Annotated in this window: 15 protein-coding genes and 1 tRNA gene; 4 read left to right on the forward strand and 12 right to left on the reverse strand. The window is 54.3% G+C overall.

Annotation, left to right across the window (positions count from 1 at the left end):
• Positions 1 to 86: 86 nt before the first annotated feature.
• From JIN87_RS21150 to lnt, 3 genes are all read left to right on the forward strand, one after another.
• Positions 87 to 3,344 carry a VCBS repeat-containing protein gene (locus JIN87_RS21150; protein WP_200357620.1) on the forward strand — a complete coding sequence of 1,086 codons (3,258 nt, stop codon included), beginning with the start codon at positions 87 to 89 and terminating at the stop codon, positions 3,342 to 3,344.
• Between the two features lie 541 nt (positions 3,345 to 3,885).
• Positions 3,886 to 7,374: a TonB-dependent receptor plug domain-containing protein gene (locus JIN87_RS21155; RefSeq protein ID WP_200357621.1), complete on the forward strand. Its 3,489-nt coding sequence runs from the start codon at positions 3,886 to 3,888 to the stop codon at positions 7,372 to 7,374.
• Between the two features lie 169 nt (positions 7,375 to 7,543).
• Positions 7,544 to 9,124, forward strand: coding sequence for an apolipoprotein N-acyltransferase (lnt, locus tag JIN87_RS21160; RefSeq protein WP_200357622.1), 1,581 nt, complete (start codon positions 7,544 to 7,546; stop codon positions 9,122 to 9,124).
• 25 nt (positions 9,125 to 9,149) lie between these two features.
• Here the strand turns inward: lnt and JIN87_RS21165 are convergent, their stop codons facing one another.
• The 12 genes from JIN87_RS21165 to pyrH form a co-directional block, all read right to left on the reverse strand.
• Entirely contained in the window at positions 9,150 to 10,157 is a 1,008-nt protein-coding gene (locus JIN87_RS21165) for a hypothetical protein (protein ID WP_200357623.1), read from the reverse strand.
• Between the two features lie 48 nt (positions 10,158 to 10,205).
• The gene (locus JIN87_RS21170) at positions 10,206 to 10,739 is read right to left on the reverse strand and encodes a gamma carbonic anhydrase family protein (RefSeq protein ID WP_200357624.1); all 534 of its coding nucleotides are present in this window, start codon (positions 10,737 to 10,739) and stop codon (positions 10,206 to 10,208) included.
• Positions 10,736 to 11,608, reverse strand: coding sequence for an amidohydrolase family protein (locus JIN87_RS21175; RefSeq protein ID WP_200357625.1), 873 nt, complete (start codon positions 11,606 to 11,608; stop codon positions 10,736 to 10,738). The genes JIN87_RS21170 and JIN87_RS21175 overlap by 4 nt, the downstream gene beginning before the upstream one ends.
• Before the next feature lie 12 nt (positions 11,609 to 11,620).
• Complete coding sequence (locus JIN87_RS21180) at positions 11,621 to 12,616, reverse strand: hypothetical protein (protein WP_345780806.1); 996 nt, start codon at positions 12,614 to 12,616, stop codon at positions 11,621 to 11,623.
• 223 nt (positions 12,617 to 12,839) lie between these two features.
• On the reverse strand, positions 12,840 to 13,604 hold the full coding sequence (locus JIN87_RS21185) for a glycosyltransferase (protein WP_200357627.1): 765 nt from the start codon (positions 13,602 to 13,604) through the stop codon (positions 12,840 to 12,842).
• A gap of 2 nt (positions 13,605 to 13,606) precedes the next feature.
• Positions 13,607 to 15,301, reverse strand: a complete 1,695-nt coding sequence (locus tag JIN87_RS21190; RefSeq protein WP_200357628.1) for an ABC-ATPase domain-containing protein — start codon at positions 15,299 to 15,301, stop codon at positions 13,607 to 13,609.
• Positions 15,298 to 16,167: a DNA glycosylase gene (locus JIN87_RS21195; RefSeq protein WP_200357629.1), complete on the reverse strand. Its 870-nt coding sequence runs from the start codon at positions 16,165 to 16,167 to the stop codon at positions 15,298 to 15,300. Before JIN87_RS21195 ends, JIN87_RS21190 begins: the two co-directional genes overlap by 4 nt.
• Before the next feature lie 33 nt (positions 16,168 to 16,200).
• Entirely contained in the window at positions 16,201 to 16,650 is a 450-nt protein-coding gene (locus tag JIN87_RS21200) for a hypothetical protein (RefSeq protein WP_200357630.1), read from the reverse strand.
• A gap of 21 nt (positions 16,651 to 16,671) precedes the next feature.
• Positions 16,672 to 18,669 carry an ATP-dependent helicase gene (locus JIN87_RS21205; RefSeq protein WP_200357631.1) on the reverse strand — a complete coding sequence of 666 codons (1,998 nt, stop codon included), beginning with the start codon at positions 18,667 to 18,669 and terminating at the stop codon, positions 16,672 to 16,674.
• A gap of 40 nt (positions 18,670 to 18,709) precedes the next feature.
• On the reverse strand, positions 18,710 to 19,795 hold the full coding sequence (gene proB, locus JIN87_RS21210; protein ID WP_200357632.1) for a glutamate 5-kinase: 1,086 nt from the start codon (positions 19,793 to 19,795) through the stop codon (positions 18,710 to 18,712).
• Positions 19,796 to 19,919: 124 nt separating this feature from the next.
• A complete protein-coding gene (gene frr / locus JIN87_RS21215; protein WP_200357633.1) occupies positions 19,920 to 20,480 on the reverse strand; it encodes a ribosome recycling factor in 561 nt (186 codons plus the stop codon).
• Between the two features lie 24 nt (positions 20,481 to 20,504).
• On the reverse strand, positions 20,505 to 21,236 hold the full coding sequence (gene pyrH / locus JIN87_RS21220) for a UMP kinase (RefSeq protein WP_200357634.1): 732 nt from the start codon (positions 21,234 to 21,236) through the stop codon (positions 20,505 to 20,507).
• 149 nt (positions 21,237 to 21,385) lie between these two features.
• Here pyrH and JIN87_RS21225 point away from each other — a divergent pair.
• Positions 21,386 to 21,459, forward strand: a tRNA-Gln gene (locus JIN87_RS21225).
• The last annotated feature ends 213 nt before the right edge of the window (positions 21,460 to 21,672 follow it).

Genomic DNA, 21,672 nt, shown 5'->3' on the forward strand with positions numbered 1-21,672 from the left:
CTTCTTTTCAATTCGGCGCCTCCCTGGTTTTGGGAGGCGCTTTTCGTTTGTAGAGTCTCGGAATCTTAGGATGCTTTTTCTGTTTGATGCCTAGTATCCAAATTACAGTGATTCTCTTCTTTCTTACGGCTGTTCGTTCAGCGTTCGGAGAGGGCATCTTAGAGATCATCCCATTCACCGATGATGGAAGGAGTGAAGGGCGATTCGTTCAGGTCGAGTCAGGTTATTCAGGAGTGTCGCACCTTAATGAATACAATCACCCAGAGCGTTGGACCCGATTGTGGCATCAGTATTTCTTAGGCACGATTGGGGCGGGAGTCGCTCTCGGCGATGTAGACGGTGATGGATTCGCGGACATCTTTGCGGTTGGGAAGGACAGCGAGAATCGGCTCTATCTAAACAAAGGCGGCTTTCAATTTAGCGAGGAGGCGAGTGAGCGAGGTATTCTGAGTTTAGGGAAAATCGGAGCGGGCGTTTCTATGTTGGACATCGACAACGATGGGGATCTCGACATCTATGCGACCTATACAGGCTTTCCGAACGAGTTGTACATTAACGACGGAAAAGGTGTTTTCGTTGAATCTGCGGTAAGCTGGGGGCTCGATATTGAGACTGGCTCCAATGCTCCTTCGTTTGCGGATTACGACCGGGATGGGGATTTAGACCTGTATCTGCAGTGCAACTTTCTGACTGCTTCTGGTTTCGCGGACGGCATGCCTGATCTGCTTTTTGAAAACCAGAATGGGGTGTTTGTGAATGTGACAGAAGCGGCAGGGATATCTGGACGTGGACAGGGGCATGCTGCGGTCTGGTGGGATTACAATGAAGATGGTTGGCCGGATCTTTATGTGGCAAATGACTTTGAAGCTGCAGATCGTCTGTATTTGAACAATCAGGACGGGACCTTTTCGGATGTCATCGGCAGCGTTTTGGTGACTTCTCCTTATTCAGCCATGGGCGCGGATATTGGGGATCTGGATAACGATGGAGTAGCTGAACTGTTAGTGGGGGAAATGGCGACGGATGATCCCGAGAAACACCAGCGAACGGTGGCATCGATCGAGACAAAATCGATTTATGCGTCTCGCACGACGGCAAGCCAGTACATGCAAAACATGCTGTCTACCCGAATCGGAGAGAGCCAGTTTGCGGAGATTGCCCGCATGACCGGCTTGGCGGCGACTGATTGGACCTGGGCGGTGCGTATCGCGGATTTGGATAACGACGGGTTGCAGGACGTCTACTTTAACAACGGAATGATTCGTGCATTTCACGACGGAGACCTTGGGGTTAAGTCGGAGAAGGCGAGGACTGGTTGGCAGAGAATGGCGTATTTCAAGCAAGCTCCGCGTTATGACGAGCGGAACCTTTTGTATCGAAATCTTGGCGACTTTCAGTTTCAGGAGGTTGGAGAAAGTGCTGGGGTTGGAGTTGTCGGGGTTAGCTTTTCTGCTGCATTCGCGGACTTGGATTTGGATGGGGATCTCGATCTCGTAACCTCCAATATGGATGCCCCGCTGAGTGTGTTTCGAAATGATCTAGCGACTGGATCGAGCGTGGTTGTGCAGTTGAAAGGGCGAGACTCGAATCGATACGGTATAGGAGCTCGACTGAAGCTCCACCGTGCGGAGGATGTGCTTTCTCGAGAGATGACGTTGACGCGTGGATATCTGTCAACCGACGAGCCGGTCGCTCATTTTGGATTGGGGGAGCAGGTCGAAATAGACCGCTTGGAGATCTTTTGGCCGAGCGGTACGGTTCAGCTTGTTCGAGGCTTGAAGGCTGGAAATCGATATCTGATTGAAGAGGTCGCGTCAGAGGAGCTTGAAATTGAGAAGGCTGATGAGCCCATCTTTCGCGAGAGCGATTTTTCGGTGCCATCTGGAATGGCGTCCATCGAGGAATATTTCAGGTTGCATCCGAGGCAAATGTTGAAGCCGCATACGGACTTTCGGTCGGGACCTCCAATCCTATTGAGGGACCTCAATGGCGATGGGTGGCTAGATCTGCTGCTTGGCGGAGCAACGGGGGATGAGACGGAGATCCTTTGGAATCGGGAGGGTGCTGGATTTGAGGCGGGTAGCTATGAGCTGTTTGAGGATGACTTCGATGCGGAAGACCTAGGCCTGCTTTGTGAGGATCTTGACGGGGACGGTCGCTTGGAAGTTGTTGTTGCGTCGGGTGGCGAAGAATTGGATGTGGGAGACGAATATTATGCAGATCGGGTGTATTCGTTATCCGAGGACGGAATTCAACTGGAACGTTGGAAGCGATCTCCCGCTTTTCCTGCTATGCCTACGGCGAGCATGGCTCTGGTTGATTGCGATGGGGATGGGGATTTGGATTTGCTCGCTGCCGGAGGGAGCAAATCGATGCGTTTTCCGTTTCACGAGCGAAATGTCGTTTGGCGGCGTGGAGACGATGGTTTCGAGAGGGAGGAAAAAAGCGATTTTGCCGAGGCGTTCGCGTGGTCTGGAAATACGTCAGAATTGCTCTCGGTTGATTGGACCGGTGACGGTCGGCCGGATCTCGTGCAAGCGGTGCGTTGGGGAGCTCCCCGGTTTGGGGAGATGGGCGATGAAGGGCTTGTGCTGGCAAAGGAAGCCATCGACGAAGAGGGTTTAGCGGGGGATTGGAGTTCTGTTGCAAGTGGAGATTTTGATGGAGATGGCCGGATGGATGTCGTGCTTGGAAATCGTGGGCTAAATTTGCGGCACGTTCCTAGTGCGGAGTCGCCATTGGCTTTGTTCGTCCCAACGGATCCGATACGACGAAACCTCTATGTCGAGTGCTACACGCACGAAGGGAGGCTACTGCCTGTAGAGAGCCGGATCCTCCATACCGCCCAATTTCCAGGATTGGTTGAGCGCAACACGCGGTCGATCGAGGACTACGCTAAAAAGGATGTTTTTGAAATTTTGGGATCGGAGGCTTTGGATGAGTTTACTCGATTTGAGATCGCTGAGACCCAATCGCTTATTCTCTACCAGAAAGAGCCAGGGCGGTTTACGCCGGAGGCGTTGCCTCGCTGGGTTCAATCGGGGCAAGCTATGGATATACTGCCGCTTGATTACGATGAGGATGGTTGGCTGGATCTTGTATTCAGTTTGGAACCACGGGCCCCTAGACTCTGGGTAGATCGTCCTTTGAAAGGGCATGTAATCCTGCTGCGAAACATGAAGGGGAAAGGGTTCGAAGCCATTTTGCCCAAGGATTCGGGGTTGGAGGTTGATGGCTTCCCGCGTCATCTAGCGTGGGGCGATCTCGATGGAGATGGGCGGAGCGAGCTTTTGCTCACCTTGAGTGATGGCCCGCTGCGGATCTTCTCTATCGGGGCAAAATAGAAGGCTGTGCAAAAGCTCTGTCGGTCCCGTGTGCCCGCTAGGTTGGACGGTGAAGATTGGAAGCGGTTTTGTGCGATCCGGGATTCTATATTCAGGCAAACGAACCTTTTTGGTTAGAGTTAGGATTTTGGATTTGAGATATATTCACGAATTTTATGATCCGGATAAATTTGTTCTATCGTGAGGATAAAATAGTCAAATGTTTGAATACATGCAAGATGCTAACAATTAGGGTGTTAAGAGATGCCTTTTGGGCTTGTTGATCTTCTTTTAGTTTTTGTCGGTCCGGCTGGATCAAATTGACATCGTAGGTATTTGAGAATTTAAGTAATCCCGTTTTCAACCCTCACTGAACTGCAAGAGTCAGCGAAAAACGTGTTTCCCTAAAAATCCCCAATGAGGCCTTCCCCGAGGCCCATACCCTGTAATCAGCTACCCTCTTTCTATTTTCGGCGATCCCAATAGCCGCAAGGTACACGCGTGCCCGTAGGGCTCGGTGTGTCCGGCTGCCGTGTTCGCCCAAATACCATAAACACCGCTAATGAATAAAAATATCAGACACACAAATCGATACACAGGACCTAGACGTAGCAGGCAGGCTTTGCTCTGTGGCGCTGCGCTTCTAGTTGCTCCCTTGTCGTTCGCTCAGCAGGACGATGAAGATGAGGAGATTTTCGAGCTTTCACCATTCACGGTAGAAGGAACGGAGAATCAAGGCTACCGCGCTACTTCAACCCTTGCTGGTACTCGTATCCGTACGGACCTCAAGGATGTTGGTTCTGCAATCTCAGTGATCACCGCCGAGTTCTTGGAGGATACCAACTCGAAGACGACAGAAGACCTTCTGGTATACACTACTGGTACTGAGGTTGCGGGCCAAGGTGGTAACTTCGCAGGCCAAGGCGATGGAGCTATCTTGAACGATGGTTCGCACGTCGAGCCTGTATCCAATACGCGTGTACGCGGTCTTGCTGGCGCGGATAATCTTCGCGATTTCTTCCTCTCTGATATCCCTTGGGATTCTTACAATGTGAACCGAGTGGATTTGCAGCGTGGCGCGAACTCGGTTCTCTTCGGTATCGGTTCGCCAGCGGGTATTATCAATAGCTCGATCAACAGTGCGAATTTCGAGAACTCCAACAAGATCGGTGTAGAGTTCGGCTCCTTTGGCTCATTCCGTTCAACGCTCGATGTGAACCGCGTGTTGATCGAGGATAAGTTGTCGGTGCGGTTCTCGGCATTGTATGACGATAAGCAATACCGTCAGGATCCTGCTTTCAGAGAGGATCAACGCGCTTTTGTCGCTCTGCGTTGGGAGCCTGAATTGTTTGCAGCTGACGGAGCTCACACTGAGATCCGCGCTAATTTCGAGACGGGCGATATCGACGGAATCAATCCACGACTCTCTCCACCAATGGACGCGATCACTCCATGGTTCGAGTCGATGGATCAGCTTACAGTTCCTTGGTTAAATTCGAATCTCCTGACGAACAAGGCTGAGGATGAGTACAATCCTTACCTCGGCGCGGCGGGTAACCGAATCTGGGACGGTAACGTGGTTGCCTTCAACAGCGCGGATGCGACTTCGCAGTCGTTTGCGTTTGCGGCTTCAGGCAAGAATTATCCAGAAGGTGGTACGAACAATCCTTTCAACGGATCTTACAAGGGCATCGTTTCTTACAACAACATCGCCAAGAACCTCGATCTGCCAGGTTCTGTTGTTAGCCCGTACAAGTCGAAGTCACTGACTGACGCGTCCGTATTCGATTTTTACAACAACCTGATCGAAGGTGAAAATCGTCGAAACAGCAGTTCGTTCGATGCTTACAATGTCAACCTCAGCCAAACGTTCTTCGACAACCAGCTTGGTTTTGAGGTCGTGTTCGACGAGCAAGACGTTGATTGGAGCTGGAAGCACTTCCTTGCGTGGGATGCTGCTACGATCTCGGTGGACGTTATGGAAACGCTCATCGATGGCTCTCCCAATCCGAACGTTGGCCGCCCGATGCTGATCGGCGGTGGCGGATCTGCAGGTAGCGGACGCGTTGATCGTGAGAGAAGCACGCAGCGTTTCACGGCGTTCGCGAACTACGATTTCCGCGACAAGCTCGATTCGGACTCCATGCTGGCAAGAGTTCTCGGTAGGCACTCGTTTACCGCGAACTACACCACTCAGGAGATCACTGAGCTTCGTCGAGGCTGGAACAATTGGTTTGTTGGCAGCGGCTACGGTCCGACCTCTGATGTAGCAGTCGGTCAGGCGGGACGTGACGCTACTACGATCACATATCTCGGCCCGGATCTGCGTGGTTCCTCGACTTACAAAGGTCTGAACCTTTCTCGACTCACAGCTATCCAGGAAGCGGCGAGCGACAGAATCATGCAGTGGGACTCCACTTCGGCGAGCGTCATCCAGTACGATCTGCCAATCGTGAACCCGAACTCGTCCTCCTACAACGATGCGAACCGTCCTTACACGCAGGCCTCCAAGTTCATCGACAAGATCGATTCGGAAGTTCTCGTATGGCAAGGTTTCATGTTCGGCGGCAATGTTGTCCCGATGGCGGGATGGAGACGCGACACGGACTTGAACCGTTCTGCTGGAGCTCCAAACAAAGTCGGTGGTCTGATCACCAACTACGCGGATCCAGATTGGGTGTATGCGACTGATCCTGCTTCTGATTTCTACAACGAAGTCGAAGGTCAGACCCGTACATACAGCATCGTGGTGCACATGCCGGAATCGATTACCGAGCAGCTCCCATGGGGCATGACCTTGTCCGCCTTCTACAACGAGTCTGCGAACTTCCAGCCAAACGCATCTCGTCGCGACATTCTTGGTAATGCGATCCCATCGCCAACCGGTGAAACGGAAGACTACGGGATCAACATCTCAGCTCTGGAAGGAAAGCTCTACCTGAAGATCAACAAGTACAAGACCTTGGTGAACAATGCGACCCTGTCCGACGAGCTCGGCAACGCTTACCTTATCGGCGCGGGTGAAGCTTGGGGACAGGCGGCTGCTTACCACCTTGGCCAAGATGACGGCATCTGGCCGGGTAACGGAGACTACGGTACCACTTCCGAAGGTTCCGCCTTTGGCGCTGGCCATACGCTCCGTTGGGAACCGTCCTACGACTACTTGGTTAACGATTCGGAAGGGCGTGAGCCATGGTCCGACGGGTATGAGAATACCTTCAGTCAAGCTGGCATCGACGAGCAGTACGACATCCAGCGTAGGTCTACCGAGGATTGGCTTTCAAAGCCAGTTCCTGACGCGTTCCAAAACGCTTGGGGTATGTCAGGCTACAACATGGGTACCGGCGAATGGAGCATGAATTCGGTTGCCGTTACGGGTGACACGCTCTCTGAAGGTACTGAGTTCGAGTTGGTCTTCAATCCGACCGAGAATCTCAACATCGCTCTCAATGGCTCCAAGACCAAGGCGCAACGTCTCAATCTCGGCCGAGCTTACTCCGAGTGGATTGAAAAGAGATACCAGGATTATCTCGGGCCTATGGGTGATATGCGTCTCTGGGGTCCAGGCAACTGGGCGTTGCAAACAGGAGCAGGTGGAACCGTTCGCGACAAGTTCAACAACGAGACCTATCCTGCATACTTGCTCGCTTTGGCTCTCAATGGAACCGATGTGCCCGAGCTTCGTCCATGGCGTTTCAACCTCGTTGCTAACTATGACTTCTCCGATGGCGTGATGAAGGGCAGCAACGTTGGTATGGGCTACCGTTGGCAGGATGAGAACGTAACTGGTTTCGGGCTCAACTCGACCCTCGATGGCTACGACGCGAATAAGCGTTACTATGGACCGACGGAGGATTCCTTCGACTTCTGGATAGGGCGCTCGCAGAAGATCTTGAACGACTCGGTGGATTGGAGAATCCAGCTTAATATCAGAAACGCCTTTGGTGATAAGAAGCTGATCCCTGTCACGGTGCAGCCGGATGGTACGCCGGCCGCGTACCGAATAGCGGAACCGACGACCTTTACGGTGAGCAATACCTTCGAGTTCTAGCTACTTCGTCTTTTTCATAACCCTTGTCTTTAGCGCGGGCGCCTCAGTTTCTCTGGGGCGCCTTTTTTTGTCCCTCGTCTTGGAGAATCCCCGAGTGATCTAGCGTTTCTTTTTCGATTTGGGGTATTTTGAGCTTCGCCCGCTTAGTGCTCTTGGGCAGAGTCCGGTCATGGTCACCCGTCTCGCGGAATGGTTCGAGTCTCACAACCAAAGCATCGCCTTTGCTTTGGCCTGCTTGCTGACGCCGTTTTTCTATATCGTGAGCTTCCCGCCGTTCGAAGTGAACGAGGCTGCGTATGTCTTTCTGGTCCCGTTCGTGGTCTGGTTGAGCTTCGTCCCTCGTTCTCGCACGGTGTTTCTGTCGGGGCTCGGTATTGGCTGGGGCTCGTGGATTGTACTCATCTTTTGGCTACATAATGTAACTTGGGCGGGCATGATTATGCTTGCGGGGATTATGGGGCTGCATTTCGCGGTTTGGGCTTGGGCTGTGGCAGCCATTGCGAGGAGAGCGAAAGGGAAGGGGCTTTGGTCAGGTGTGCCTTTGGCAATAGGAGCGGGGGCTCTGTGGGTGGTTATCGAGCATATCCGGACTCATATTTTTACTGGATTCCCTTGGCTGCCGCTGTCGGCGAGCCAGGTGAACGAGCCGATTATGCTGCAAAGCGCGTCGGTGTTTGGGAGCTGGGTTGTTTCGTTTGCCCTCGTGTTGCTCAATTTTGGAATCGCGGCCTACCTGATCCGTCTGGTGGAGTATGCTCGCACGCGGAAGCGTGGGATTTGTCCTGAGTTCTACATCGCCCTCTCCTTTGTGGTCGGGATTAGCTTTTTGCTGCTTCGGCTCAGTTCGGGGCAGGAGCGCGAAGACACGTTTCGGGCCGCTGTGGTTCAGCCCAATGTTCCTCAGGACCAGAAGTGGGACGCGGAGGCGGAGCGAAAGATTCTTAGCGACTTGGAGCGTTATACCTTGGGGATGAAAGGGGCGCGGCCCGCCGCCGTTTTTTGGCCGGAAACGGTTCTGCCGTATCCGTTAAACGATGACGGTCCGATGGAATCTTGGGGCACCCGACTTGCGACACAACTGGGGGTTCCTATCTTTGCTGGGGCGCTTGGCATCGAAGGTGAGGCGGGGAATCGTGACTGGTTTAACAGCGTCTTTCAGATTCGTCCGGAGTACGGCTTGTTTCCGCTTTACTATTCGAAGCAGCACCTTGTTCCGTTTGGCGAATACATTCCCTTGCGCTCGCTTTGGCCGTGGATGGAGAAGGTGGTCCCGATCAATGGAGATATTCTCCCAGGGGAGAAAACGCAGCTTCTTCCCTTGCACCTTGAAGATACGACTCTGCGAGTGGGCTCATTAATTTGCTTTGAAGATGTCTTTCCTGCGATTGCGCGTGAGGCGGTCAAGGAAGGGGCGAGTCTTCTCTACGTGGCGACGAATAGCGCTTGGTACGGAAAGAGTTCGGCCGCAGCCCAGCATCGCTCTCACTCGGTCCTCAGGGCAGTGGAAACGCGGCGTCCAGTCTTGCGGGTGGGCAACGATGGATGGACGGGCTGGATCGACGAATACGGCAGCATCAAGGGCGCGATCGAACCTTGGGTGCAATCTTCAGCGACCTTGGAAATCACTCGCGATCGTCGCTGGATCGGGAAGGAGACCTTTTATGTGAAGCACGGTGACTGGTTCGTCTGGCTTTGCTGGGGGTTGTTGGCTGCTTGCTGGTTTGTTGCCCCGAAGCTGAGGGAGTCTTAAGCGTGCGAATCGGCAGCAAGCGGTGTCATTGAACTTCGCTGAATAGCCTGACGCAAAGATCTGCGAAGAACTGAAGTGCTTCCGCTTGGCGTTCTCTGCGGATATTGGGCTCCTCAGATTCAATTGTTTGCAGTGAAGGGTCTACGCTGAACACGCTGTCGAAATCGATCTCGGGAAACCATCTCTTGTGCAAGGATCGGTTGGAGGGCTCAAACGCATCCAAGATTCGGGTACGGGTTGAGTAGCTGGCGAATTCAGGGTGTTTTCTGAAAAGGATCTCTTCGTCTGCGTACCTTTCCAGAAGGACGCGAAGGCGATTGGAGAATGGCTCTTTTTGCAAGCGTCCCACCTTTGAAAGGGCTTCGCAGAGGTAGGGATTTAAGGACCGGTTTGTGGCGGCGTAGTCCTGTTTTTCTATCGTAAGCTTAGAGCCTATTTTATCTAGGAAATCGTCGATTAGGGAACCGCCTTTTAGGGCTTCTCTAACGAGCGGAATGACTTTCGCTTGGCAGGTCGGGAAGGAGTTGAGGACGCGTTCTACGTTTGTGTCGTAATTTGGATACAGGGAATTTAGGCGTTCTTCGACGAAGGAATCGAATGACTGGCCTTGGTGGTAGATCCATTGAGTCCAGGCGGAGAGGAAGAAGTCGTCTTGCTTGCGAATGTACATGACGAGCTCTATCTCTTGGAAGCGGCTGGCGAGTTCGTTCAGGGCGAGTTCGTATCCGGGGCCGAAGTTCGCTAGGTTTTCGGCTGAAACGACGACTGTGTGCGCCTTATTGCTGCGGGCCGATTCGATGAACGTGTCGAGTTGGCGGCGGTATTCCTCCGGATCGGAACCCTCTGCGAGGTAGTGGAAGAGTAGTGCGGGACCCAGTGCTTTGTCCGGATACGTGGAATCGTAGGGGCTCTTGAAGTCCTTGTCGGGAAGTGCGATGCCCTCGTCACGCAGAGTTCGCCAGTTGTCGTATAGGCAAGTCTGTATGGCTGAGGAGCCGCACTTGGGGAAGCCGGGATGGATAACCAGTTTCATTGGGGTGTCGACTAGCGACAAAAGGGCACGATTGCCAACTCCTTTAAACTAATCCTTCTGCTGTCTCGCTTTATGGGCGGCGGAGACTTTCACGTATTTGGCGGCCCAGTTCTTGATCTTGGCCTGTTCCTCTTCGGTGAGCTGGCGTTTCACTTTCGCGGGAGAGCCGAGTACCATGCTGCCAGGAGGGATGATGGTGCGAGGGGTGACGAGAGCTCCGGCGCCGACGATGGAGTTGTGACCGATGACCGCTCCGTCCAGCACGGTCGCTCCCATGCCGATCAAGCATTCGTCCTCGATGGTACAGGCGTGCACGATCGCGGCGTGCCCGATGGTGACGTCCTTGCCGATTATGACGGGATAGTCGTCGGCCAGATGGACGATGGTGCCGTCTTGCACGTTGGAGCGGTCGCCGACTTCGATGTAGTTGATGTCGCCTCGCACGACGCAAGCTGGCCATACGCTGGCGTTTTCGCCGAGCCGAACGTCGCCGATGAGGGTCGCTTGTGGAGCGACGTATGCGCTTTCTGGGACTTGCGGGTCCTTGTCGAGGAAGGTTTCGAATTGTTCTTCGAGCGTCATGATAATTTGAAGAGTTTGCGGGCGTTCAGCCCGAGGATCGCTTTGGTTTCGGAAGAGGTAAGAGTGGTGTTTGTCAGCTCAGCCAAGGGCGCTGAAAACTCTGGAGAGTTTTTGTCCTTGGGAAAAACGCGAAGCGGATAGTCAGTCCCGAACAAGATTTTGTCCGGACTGATGGTGTCGCAGAATTTACGATACACGGGCTCTTTGTAGAGAAGCGGGCAGGCGGCGGTATCGTAATAGACGTTTGCGGGAGCTGATTCTTTGACGCGAAAGGCTTCGCAGCCGCCGAGGTGAGCGAAGATGAACTGAGTGCTAGAGTGTTCGTTGGCGAGTTTGAGAAGCTCGGAGTAGGGAGTGGTGATTTTTCCCGGGTAGTCGTGAGTCGTCGGATCTGTAACGTGAAAGTTTGCGACTGCGTCGTATTGCCCTGCGAGCTCAAGCGCTTGATGCAGGATGGGATTTGAGTAGGCGTATCCTTGAGCGGGGGGATTAAGCTCTCCAAGGCCTTTGAAACCGGAGTCGAGGGCTGACTTAAAGAGGTCGATTGCTGCTTCTCCTCCCAACGCGTTGAACGGAGCAAGGGCAGACAAACGGTCCGGGTGTTGGCTAATCCACTGTTTTTGCCATGCTTGGTTTTCGACGCAGCTGTCATGTTTTTCCCAATACCAGGCGAGAATGATGGCATGTTCTACCCCTGCTGCGTCCATGTCTTCGAGGAGCTCGTCGACTGTTTTCCAGGCTTGAAGGCTTTTGCCCTTTGGAGGGGCGACGCAAGAGAGCCAGTACGTTTCGCCACGCTTTTCCGCCCAAGCCTTAGGAGCGCTGAAGACTTCCGGAGGGTAGAGGTGGATGTGGCTGTCGACGATCATTGCAGCCACGTGTTAGCCAACTACGCGCTCCCTCATTAGTTCGAGGCTTTCTCTAACGAGGGCTCCCATGGACGTGCAGCGCAGGAAGCGATCGCTTTTATAATGTGTGGCAAGGCCTTCCCGGAGCTGCATTACGTTTTCGCGTGGGGCTAGCGTATCGTTTGACATGCTATCCAGGAGGGCTTTGAGCCGGAGGTGGATCGCGTCGATCCGTCGAGATATCAAGGCGTGCTCCTCGTGCTGATACTGGAGGGCTGTCTTTGTATCGATGTGGCGGGCACAGAATTCGACGATGGGGTTGTTTTCCTTGAAGAACTGCGGGAGGTAGAAGTTTTTCCGGCCGTCGTAGGACTGTTGGTCGAAATCCATGGCTCGGATACGAAGCTGAGTATCTTCGAAGTCTGGTGTGATGCCGACGACGAAGTTGTAGGGGCGCATATCTCCAAGGAGTCTTACGAAGCAACGCTCGTTGAACTTGATCATTTCCTTGGCGATACGGATGGCTTTGAGCCGTTTACTTTCCATCCAGTCGTCGATGAATATGTCTCCGGGCAGTCCGACCACGTGCTCTTCGACTAGGGTGTCGCCGAAGGTGATGTAGAACATGCGGTTTGGGGAAAGCAGGTGCTCGAGCTCGAGACCGTAGATGCGGGAGGCATCCGCCTTTTTGACGTAGAAGTAGTCTTGGTTGTCGTTGCGGGAATTGACGATGCGGATGCGGAAGGGTTTTGAGTTTCCGAAGACGCAGTAGTCGATCCGGTCCACGTAGAGGTGCTCCATGACGGACTCGTCTCCGCCCGCTTTTAGGATGGCGTACACCCGCTTCAGCCCTTCGTTGAGCTGTCGCATGATAAAGGGCTCGTAGATAAGGGTTTCCCAAAGAGTGTCCTCTCCGTTCGCATCGTATAGAGGGGCTCCCATCTGGAATCGTTCAAGCTGGTTGTAACGAATGGGCAGGGCTTGCTCACGGTTGTAGGTGGTGAGGTAGTGGCGTAGGTTTTCGCAGATGTCGACCGACGGTTTGCGGAGGGTTCTGGTTACCCGTCTGCGTCCAGTGGTTTTGCGGGTAGGTTCTAGAAAGTCTTTGGGATCTTCTGCTGAGGACACGATGCTTGTTTTTGATGGTTGTGTGGAAGGCTATCTTTGAGGGGCTTCGCCTCAAGGTCAAAGCGGCCAGGCGGATCGTCCGGGAGTGGCGAGTGGAGGGGAGTATTTCTGATGTTTATTCAGTCTAGTCCGCTGGCTTATGGCGAGCGGTGTTGCCAGTCCAGAGAGCTTCCAGTCCGCTCGGGGCATCTCGCGGAGCAAACCAGGGTTTGCGGTCGCAAAAGTGGAGGAGTCGGCAGGTTTCGAGTTCGGTTGTGTCCGAGTAGTCCTTTTTGATCAAGTTGTACTCTGTCGGGAGGAGGCCTAGATCGATCTTTTGGCTTTGTATCCACTTATTGATGATGCCTTGGTCTCCGGCGTTATAGCCGCTGCGTCCTGGGTTCTCCCGGGCGATTGTTTTTAACTGCTCTACCGAGGCGTTTCCTTGGATCGACTTGTGGATGGAGAGGACTCCGGTGTTTATTTCGGTGGCATGTCCTTTGTAGCCTCGGGTCTTTCTAAATCCGGTATCGATCGCGGCGAGAAGCTGATGCTGGCTGGCTTGGAGGAGAAGGGGAGCGGGGCGAAGGCAAAGGAGGTCGCTATCGAGGAAGATGTTTCGCTCGTAACCGTAATCTTGAAAAGCCTCGAACTTGTAGAAGGTTTCGGCGTGTCGTTTGGAGCGACTCTTTTTGTAGGGGCGGATCCCGTCGTATTCGGATTTGTCGATTCGGTGGCGCTGTTCGCACTGAGCAATGAGCGAGGGGTGGGTGAGGACTTCGCTGTCGCGGCTTAAGGCGATGACGGGCAGCTCGGGATTGCGGGTCTTCCAGGATTCGATCAGACGAAGGGTGCCGGGCAAATAGAGGGAATCGGTGAGAACGACGATACAGAGGGAGTTGCTCTGCATTGCTACTTGATTTGGAGGGATCGAAGCCGGTTCAGGGCGGCTGTGAGTTCCTGGAGTCGGATTTCTGCGAAGTCGCCCTTGCCAAGTGTCGAGAGGCGATCCGTTTCGGCAGCCTCGAGGCTCTTGTTCAAGGCGAGAGGGATAGGAGCGTTTTCGAAATAGCCTTCTTCGAGGGCGAAGAGGAGGGCGGCTCCGATGGTTTTGGCTTGGGAGTTGTCGATGAGCTGCGGGATGAGCGATAGGTCGATCTCGTCGTCGCCGAAAGTCAGGGAGCGGCTATCTCTGGTTTTGACGCGGCTGCGACCGCGAGCGTAGGGGTTGATCGATTCGGACCTCGCGAAGCGCTTGGAGTCTTGCGGACTCAAGGCTAGGGTCTCGGGATCCAGTGGAATCTCGTTGCGAGGGCTATCGCAGAGGGCCTTGGCTTCGACGGTGAGATCTTGGGGTATGTAGTTGTCGAGTGCGACAACAAGGTTCGCTGGTTCGAAATAGTCGCCGGAACCTCCGAGTACGATGACAGTGGATACACCACATTCCTCGTAGAGCGAGCGAGCTCGTTGCACGAAAGGTGTAATCGGCTCTTTGTCGCGTGCGATCAGTTTTTGCATGCGAGCATCGCGAATGAGTAGGTTTGTCGCCGATATGTCTTCGTCGAGTAAGAGCGTACGACTGCCAGCCTCAAGTGCTTCGATGATGGAGGCTGCCTGGGATGATGAGCCGGACGCGTTTTCGGTTGAAAAAGCGGAGGAGTCTTTGCCGCCGGGGAGTTGCCCGATGAAAGGAGAGAGGTCGACCTTGGCGACGGACCGTCCGTCTTCAGCTCTCACTTTTGTTGCGTCTCTCCTTGTCACGACGAGTTCGCGGCCATCACCAGGACGGTGATTGTAGACTCCGCGTTCGAGGGCGGCAAGAAGGGTTGATTTTCCGTGATATCCGCCACCAACGATGAGGGTGACGCCTTCTGGTATGGCCATTCCGGATACGGTTCCAGCGTGAGGAAGATCGAAGGATTGGCGGAGTGAATCGGGGGAGCGAAAAGGGACGGCTCCTTGCATTGGGCGTTGATCGATGCCGGAGGCTCGGGGGAGAATGGCGTCGTCTGCGGCGAACGCTACGAGTCCGCGACCTGCGAGTTGGGAGCGTAGGGTGTCGGCATCTTCAGCCGTATCAGCGAAGGACTTGATTTTCGAGGTGTCGATATGATCGTAGCAGAGCGTGTCCTCGACGATGCCAGGAAGCTCTTCGCATAGCAGTTCGGCGGCGGAGCGCCCGCGAATACGGCGTCCGTTTGCGGGGAGGCCGACGGAGAAGCGTATGATAGTTGAGTCCTCGTCGATTTCGAGGCAGCTACGCTGCAGGAGTTCTTGGCCAGGTGTGTCGATGGCGATGAGGCCAGACTTTCCCGAGCCCATTCGGCCGGAGGCTTGTCGGCACGCTTTCGAGAATTCTAGGGCGAGGTAGTTTTCAGTGCCAGTACGGCGGGAGGCGTTTGAGAAAAGGTCGGTGGGGAGTTCGGACTCGACGTGCGGGAGAATGACGGAGAGGCGGGAGGGGGAGGCGAAGGGATCTCCTTGGACTTTGTCGACGTAAAGGCTGAAGAAACCGAAATCGTAGCGACCTCGAATGTCTTTGTAAGCTGGATACGGTCGCCCATCGATACGTTGTAGGTGCTGAGTGAGGTCCTCTCTGGTTTTCATGGGTTTGAGCGTTCGTAGGAAAAGATGAATTGCTGTGCGAAGCCTGCGTAGTCTCCATAGTGGACGCGGCCGAATTGGGAGAGTTGAGGTGGGTTCCAGCCTGTTAAATTATAGCGTTTTTCGAGGACCTTGATAATCCAAGTGTCTACGGGGAAAGCTTCGAGTTTTGCGGCGCCGAAGAGGAGGGCGCAGTCGGCGATTTTTTCACCGACTCCTGGAAGTTGGACAAGGCGTTCTTTGGCTTCTTGGTAAGGTGCCGCTTCGATCTGATTGAGAAGCTTGGGGTTGTTTGCTAGAAGGTCGGCGGTCTTCTTGATATTTTTGGCTCGGAAGCCGAGACCAAGGGCGCGGAGGTCCGCTTCACTCGCTGCTGCTAGCTGCTCCCATGTAGGAAGGGCGTGGATACCGGGGTGAATCTGATTGCCAAGCGATTCCGCCATGCGTTCGCACATGACCTTGATCTGTGGGATCTGCTTTGTGGCTGAGCAAAGGAAGCAGAGAACTGCCTCTGCAAAGGGCTGCTTCAGGATTCGCAGGCCGGGATAGGCTTTGAGTGAAGTGGCAAGGTGTGGATCGCTTCTCCAAGGGAGCTGGTCTATGGCGGCGTCCCAGTCGAAGTCGGTGCGTAGGTAGGTTTTGAGTTCCTGCTTGGTGCCCTTGCTTTGTTTCGGGAGCGAGTACTTTAATTCACCATCTTCTGAGAGTCGTAAGCGGGCTACGTTTTGTCCCCAGATTCCTTGCCAGCAATTCTCTTCTTCCTGGAAGTTCCAGCGAAAGGCTTGGCCTCCGTCGAGGGTTTCAGCAAGGGTGTCGGGAGTGAAGGGCGTTTTTAGGGGAAGCGTTTTCCAGGGAGTCCAATCTGGCATGTGAGTTCGCGGGCTGAAGCACCGCGCTACGGGTTATTCTGACCAGAGGAAGCTTTGGGCGGAATCGATCGGCTTGCTGGAGGAGTCGAGGAGCTCGATCTTCCACGCGACTGGGTGCGAGTCGCCGCTTTCCCATTCGCCTCCGGTGAAGCCTACGAGGATTCGTTTCTTGTTCAGTTCGATAACGGGCAGAGTGAAGGAGTGGATGTCTTGGCTTCCTGATTTGACGTACTGTACTTTTACTTCGGATACTTTGGGCAAGATGCTTTTGTCTTTGGCGAGCAAGGACACGTAGAAACCGTCCCGACTGGTCTCGTCGCTGCGGAAAACGGAGTAGCGCCCGTCGCTGTGCTTGCCGGTGAAGAACTCGCTGAATCGCTTGAACGAGTCGGCGTCGCGGTGGTTGGTAGAAATGATGGTCAGCTCCGCGTTTGCGCTGGCGGCAAATAGGAGAAGGGCGATGAGGGTGAAAAGGGTCTTCATGGTGGATTGATGCGGCTTTGTCTACCAACCGTAGTTGCGACGAATTCGAATCGGCTCGAAAAGGTCGGTAGATATTTCCTGGAGAAAGCGGCTTGGGTTTAGGAACATGCTTGGGCCGCCTTTTGTATTCATCTTTGGGTACAGGACGTAAAGTTCGTCGCGTGCCCGGGTGACGGCTACGTAGAAGAGGCGGCGTTCCTCTTCGGTATCGCCGACGTCGATCGAGCGGCGGGTGGGGAAAAAGCCGTCGGCAGCTCCGATTACGAATACGATATCGAATTCGAGACCTTTCGCTTGGTGAACGGTGGTGAGGCGGATTGCTTCGTCCGAGTCTTCCATGCGTCCAGAGGTCTCTGAGTTGAGCAAAGTGATTTGAGCGATCAGCTCCTGCATCTCTTCGAAGCGAGCCGCAAAACCGACGAGGGAGTTGAGGTCTTCGAGGCGATTGGAATAGTTGGCGTATGCGCCTTGCAAGTACGAGGAGTACCAGCCGTCGATCCCCATCTGTACGACCTCGTCGGGCGAGCCGGTGTCGGCGATTTGCTTCATGTCTCGCAGGCTGATGGCGAGGGATTCGAAGTCTGCCCGGGCGGCGGCTGGGGCTTTCTTAATCGTATCCGGGTGATGGAGGGCATCGATGAAATCGATCTCGTGCTTCTTGGCGACGGCGATTGTGTGGTCGTAGAGCTTTTGCCCGGTCTTCTCGCCGACTTTGGGGAGGAGCAAGAAGATGCGAAGGAAGGCGGTAACGTCGGCGGGGTTGTAGACGAGGCGAAGGTGGGCGACGAGGTCCTTGATGTGGGCTTGCTCGAAAAAGCGTACGCCGCTGGTAATTTGATAGGGGACTCCCGCTCTGGAGAGCTCCATTTGCATGTCTAGGGCGACGAAATGGGAGCGGTAGAGGACGGCGATTTCTCGTGGGTCGCGGCCTTCGTCTATGAGTCCGCGGATGCGAGTGATGACGAACTGGGCCTGTTCGCGAGTGTCCATGGCCTGTACCACGAATGGCTTCTGGCTAGAGGGCTTGTGTGCTCTGAGTTCCTTCTCGAAACCTTGGCTGGTGCGATTCTGGATGATCGCGTTGGCCATGGTGAGGATTTCGGGTGTGGAGCGGTAGTTGGTCTCGATGCGGAGAATCTCCGTTCCGGGGTGGCGATCAGGAAAGGTTAGGATGTTTTCGAAGTTGGCGCCGCGCCAGGAGTAAATGCACTGGGCGTCGTCGCCGACCGCCATGATGCGGTGGTGCGGAGCCATCTTGTCGACGATGGCGGCTTGGAGCACGTTTGTGTCCTGATATTCGTCGACGAGACAGTGACGGAAGCGATTCTGGTAGTGTTCCGCGACTTCGGGAGCGGTTTCGAGGAGCTTTAACCAGAAGACGAGCAGGTCGTCATAGTCGACCACGTTTTGTTCGCGCTTTCGCTTCTCGTAGGCTTCTGCGAATCCTTCGATGCGTTCGATGAACTCGTGGTGTTGAGGGAAGAAAGCGAGAATCGTGCGTTCGATCGATTCGCAGGTGTTGCGGGCCATGCTGATGATGGAGGAGAGAGGGCCCGGCTTGGGGTGCGTCTTGTTTTTGAAGAAGCTAGAGTCGACGGATTCGACGGCGTGCTTGAGGACGGTCTCCGCTTCGCCCGCGTCGAGAATCGTGAAGTTCTTAGGGAGTTCGATGGCTTCTCCGTGCATGCGAAGAAGACGGTGTCCGATGCTGTGGAAGGTGCCTCCCCAGAAGCTGCGACCTTCTACCGCGGTGAGTTCCTCGACGCGGTCGAGCATCTCTTTGGCGGCTTTGTTGGTGAAAGTGAGGAGCAGGATCTCGCCGGGACGAACGCCTTTGCTCAAGAGGTAGGCGACACGGTAGGTGAGGGTGCGGGTCTTGCCCGAACCGGCTCCGGCGAGGATGAGAAGTGGTCCAGGTTCGGCTGTGACGGCGGCGAATTGTTCGTCGTTTAGCTCGGCCCGAAAGTCTATTTCGGGAATGTCAAAAGCGTTGCTTGTCGGGCTGAGGTCAAAGTCCATTCGGTTTTCTTGGGTTCCGGAAGTGTATTATCTCCGGCTTCTACAGTAGCACAAGCGCATCGCGGTGTACGGCTTCAAGTCGCTTGCGGTCAGGGTAGAGTTCGTTGAGTTCTTCGGCTCCCTTGTTGGCGATGGTTTCGATTTCGGAGTTTGAGAAGGACGTTTCGCCACGAGCGATCGCTTCGCCCTTGGTGTTCACGATGTCTACCACGTCGCCCGCCTTGAAATGGCCTTGGACTCCGGTGATTCCTGCTGCGAGGAGGCTGCTTCCACGTTGGATGATAGCGTTGCAGGCTCCTTGGTCTATCTCGATAGAGCCGCTGGCGCGTTGGAAGTAGGCGAGCCAGCGTTTTTTCGATCCCATGGGGGAAGCCGACGCTTTGAAGCGAGTGCCGATCGTTTCGCCGTCAATGATGCGGAGGATGATATTCTCGTCTGAGCCATCGGCGATGAAGGTTTCGCATCCGGATTCGGCGGCGAGTTTGGCGGCTTCTAGCTTTGAAACCATGCCTCCCACGGCGGTAGGCGAGTTTGTGCCTTTGGCGAGGGATTGGATCTCGGGTGTAATCTCTTCGACGACGGGGATTATTTGTCCATCGCCGTCCATGTCTATGAGGCCCGGAGCGGTGGAGAGAATCTGGTATTGGTCTGCGTCGCTTAAGCTGGCGACCATGGCGCCGAGCAGGTCGTTGTTGCCGAAGCGTATTTCGAAATTCGATACGGAGTCGTTTTCGTTAAGAATAGGAACGCAGCCATAGGCGAGCAGTTGCTCGATGGTGGCTTTTGCGTTCACGTAGCGGTTGCGGATGCGCAGCCCTTCATGAGTGAGAAGAATTTGGCCTGCAACGAGGCCGTGCGGCTGGAGTCCGTCTTGCCAGCATTGGATGAGGCGGCTTTGCCCGATGGCGGCGCAAGCTTGCTGCTTCGCTAGAGTCTTGGGGCGGCTTTGTAAGTCTAGCGCCCCCATGCCCATGCCGACAGCTCCGGAGCTGACGATGAGCGTCTCGATGCCTCTTTTGCGCAATTCTTCGACTTGACTGCAGATCGCGTTGATGCGGTCTGTATCAACTTTACCGATACCAGTTGTTAGGATGCCGGTACCAAGCTTTATGACGACGCGTTTCATTTGGGAGGTTTTTAGGCCTTAGGTCTTTAGGTTGAAGGTATGGGCTTGTGAAGCGAAAAGGCTGCAGGTGAATGCACCTACAGCCTAAATTCCTATGGCCGAGAGACCTAGGCAGCGGAGCTGCTTAAACTGTGGTAAGATCCTTTTCCTTTGCAGCGAAGAGATCGTTGATCTGTTTGATCGCAGCGTCGGTCTTGTTTTGGATCTCCTTTTCGTCGGCTTTGAGGTCGTCTTCGGTAATATCGCCAGCTTTTTGAAGCTTTTTGAGGGCATCCATTGCATCGCGGCGTGCGTTGCGAACGGCGACGCGTCCTTCTTCGGCTTGCTTGCTAACGACTTTCACGAGCTCTTGGCGGCGTTCGCCTGTCAGCTCTGGAAGGGGGAGGCGGATAACATCACCCATGATGGCTGGTGTGATACCGATGTTGGAAGCGAGAATGGCCTTCTCGATCGCCTTGATGGTCGATTTGTCCCAAGGCTGGATCGCGATGGTGCGAGCGTCTGGAGTTGTGATGGCTGCCATCTCTTTGAGGGACATTTGGCTGCCGTAAGCCTCGGCAGTGATGCCTTCTACCATTCCAGGGTTGGCCTTTCCTGTATTTACGCCTGCAAATTCATTGCGGGTATGCTCGACGGCCTTATCGGCCTTTTCGTCCATAGTGAGAAATACTGTATCTTCGTCCATTGTTTGGAGGGGTTGTATTTAAATTTAGGAGACGAGTGTGCCGACGTTGTCGCCGACGATGGCTCGTTTGATTGAACTGGTTTCGAACACGAGAATAGGTACCTCGTTGTCCATACAGAGCGAGAACGCAGTGGAATCGAGAATGTTGAGGCGTTGCTGAAGGGCGTCGATATAGGAGAGCTTGTCGTACTTGACGGCGTCGTCGTGCTTCATCGGATCCTTGTCGTAGATGCCGTCTACCTTGGTGGCCTTCATGATGACTTCCGCTTCGATTTCGCTGGCGCGGAGGGCTGCGGTCGTGTCGGTAGAGAAGTAGGGGTTTCCGGTGCCTGCTACGAAAATGACGACTCGGCCTTTTTCGAGGTGGCGGATGGCTCGGCGGAGAATGAATGGCTCCGCGACCTGGTTCATGGGGATCGAGGTTTGTACGCGTGTTTGTACGCCCATTTTCTCGAGGCATTCCATGAATGCGAGGCCGTTGATCACGGTGGAGAGCATGCCCATGTAGTCGCCGGTCGTTCGGTCGACTCCTTGATCTTTGGAGCCCGAGAGACCTCGGTAGATGTTTCCTCCTCCGATCACGATACAGACTTGGACGCCTAGCTCGTGGACTTCTTTTACCTGTTCGCAGATCGTGCGGAGCGTGTTCCAGGAGATCGGATCGCCTGTTTCGGAACAACGGAGTACTTCGCCGCTTAATTTAAGAACGACGCGTTTGAATTTCGGTTTCTCGGCCGGATTTGAAGCTGATGACATTAAAAACTCGTTAAGCCAAAGTGAGTTGGACTCGTCAATGCTAGGTTTGGTTAAGTCTAGGCGGTCTTTCGTGAGATGGCGAAAATATCGTGATTTAGGCGCTTGACGAAGGGGAATCTTATTACCAACTTATCGCTCCTTCAAAGGTTAGCCTGATGGTGTAATGGTAGCACAACTGGTTTTGGTCCAGTCAGTCGGGGTTCGAATCCCTGTCGGGCTGCCACTTCTAAACGAAGAGTTCAGAATGAAGAACGAAGAAGTGGCGCTATGCTTTCCCTTGAGAAAAGGGATGAAGAACCCCGAAGGGGTTTGACGGAGCGAAGCGGAGATGGGGCACGCGGAGCGTGAGTCCGCAGGACCGAAGAGACGGAGTCTCGAAGCCAATCCCTGTCGGGCTGCCACTTCTAAACGAAAAGTTCAGAATGAAGAACGAAGA

Origin of the sequence: Pelagicoccus mobilis, from assembly GCF_016595505.1 — a bacterium.
In the GTDB taxonomy this organism is placed as follows: Bacteria; Verrucomicrobiota; Verrucomicrobiia; order Opitutales; family Opitutaceae; genus Pelagicoccus; species Pelagicoccus mobilis.